General features: G+C 68.2%; 2 protein-coding genes and 1 pseudogene. 1 reads left to right on the top strand and 2 read right to left on the bottom strand.

Annotated elements, in window-relative coordinates; all coding sequences use genetic code 11:
* Window positions 1–285: pseudogene (locus tag P409_RS39765) on the top strand (hypothetical protein); the annotation flags it as partial.
* Window positions 286–289: 4 nt separating this feature from the next.
* Here the strand turns inward: P409_RS39765 and P409_RS34960 are convergent.
* Together P409_RS34960 and P409_RS34965 are read right to left on the bottom strand one after the other, a co-directional pair.
* Window positions 290–673, bottom strand: coding sequence for an ankyrin repeat domain-containing protein (locus P409_RS34960; RefSeq protein WP_052121731.1), 384 nt, complete (start codon window positions 671–673; stop codon window positions 290–292).
* A 12-nt stretch (window positions 674–685) separates the two neighbouring features.
* A partial coding sequence (locus P409_RS34965; RefSeq protein WP_034849605.1) for a hypothetical protein occupies window positions 686–1,085 on the bottom strand: 400 nt, incomplete at its 5' end.

Consider the following 1,085-nt stretch of genomic DNA (forward strand, 5'->3'; position numbering starts at 1 on the left):
GCTCTAATCGCGGGGTTCATCCTGCTGGATGTCGCCGTCCAGTCCGGCCATGTGTCGAACATGACCCGCAATGTCGGCCTGAAGGCGGATGCCATGAGCCGCCTGAATACCGTCTACATGGTGTCGCGTTTCATCGGCGGGGCTGTGGGTTCGACCCTGGGCAACCTGGCCTGGAGCCTCTGGCAGTGGCCCGGCGTCTGCGCCGTCGGGCTGCTGATGTCGGCCCTGGCCATCGCCGTACAGCTCCGCCCGCGCGCTTCTTCGGCGAAGCCGACCCTGCCGTGACGCCTCACCGGCGCCGGGCTGGGTTGCCGCCTTCCAGCAGCCGGACCAGGCGCCCATGCTGGCGGGCCCGCGCGGCATCCAGCGGCGACCCTCCGAACTCGTTCGTCCGGTTCGGGTCGGCGCCGCGCTCCAGCAGCAGCTTCGCGGCCTCGAACCGGTTCTGCATCACGGCCTCGTGCAGCGGCGTGTTGCCGAGCTCGCCCGACGCATTCACATCGGCACCGCCTTCGATCAGCGCATTGATCTCATCGGTCCGGCCGCGGCTCGCAGCGACGTGGATCGGCATCTCGCCGAAGATCCCGACCTGGTTCACATCGGAGAGATCGATGCCGGAAAACGCCGGCAGATCCTCGTCCTTGTAGCGTCTCAGCACGTCGTCTGCGTTCATCGTCGTCTCGTTTCAGGCGGCATCGCGCTGCAGGGCCGCGGTCTCGACCATGGCGGCGATGGCGTCGAGCATGGCGGTGTCGTCGCCGGCCATGCCCTCCATCGAGGCCATGCGGGCAATGACCATGGCGGCCACATTCTCCTCCACCGTGCCCTCGGCATAGGCGTAGTAGATCACGGCGCGCTCGCCGTCGCGATGGCAGCGCCCCTCGATCTGCTGCAACTGGATGGCGCTGTGGCGCATGTCGTGCACCACCAGCGACCGGTCGCGCTCGCCGCCCGGCAGCTCGCCGCGATGCAGCGAGATCGATTCCGTCACCGTGAACAGCACGGCATCCAGCCGGCCCGTCTGGAAGGCGATGCGGACGGCCTCGTTGGTCTCGCCGCTCTGGGTGCCGTTGATCTCGCCGACC

It is taken from the genome of Inquilinus limosus MP06, assembly GCF_000767795.1.
Classification (GTDB): domain Bacteria; phylum Pseudomonadota; class Alphaproteobacteria; order DSM-16000; family Inquilinaceae; genus Inquilinus; species Inquilinus limosus_E.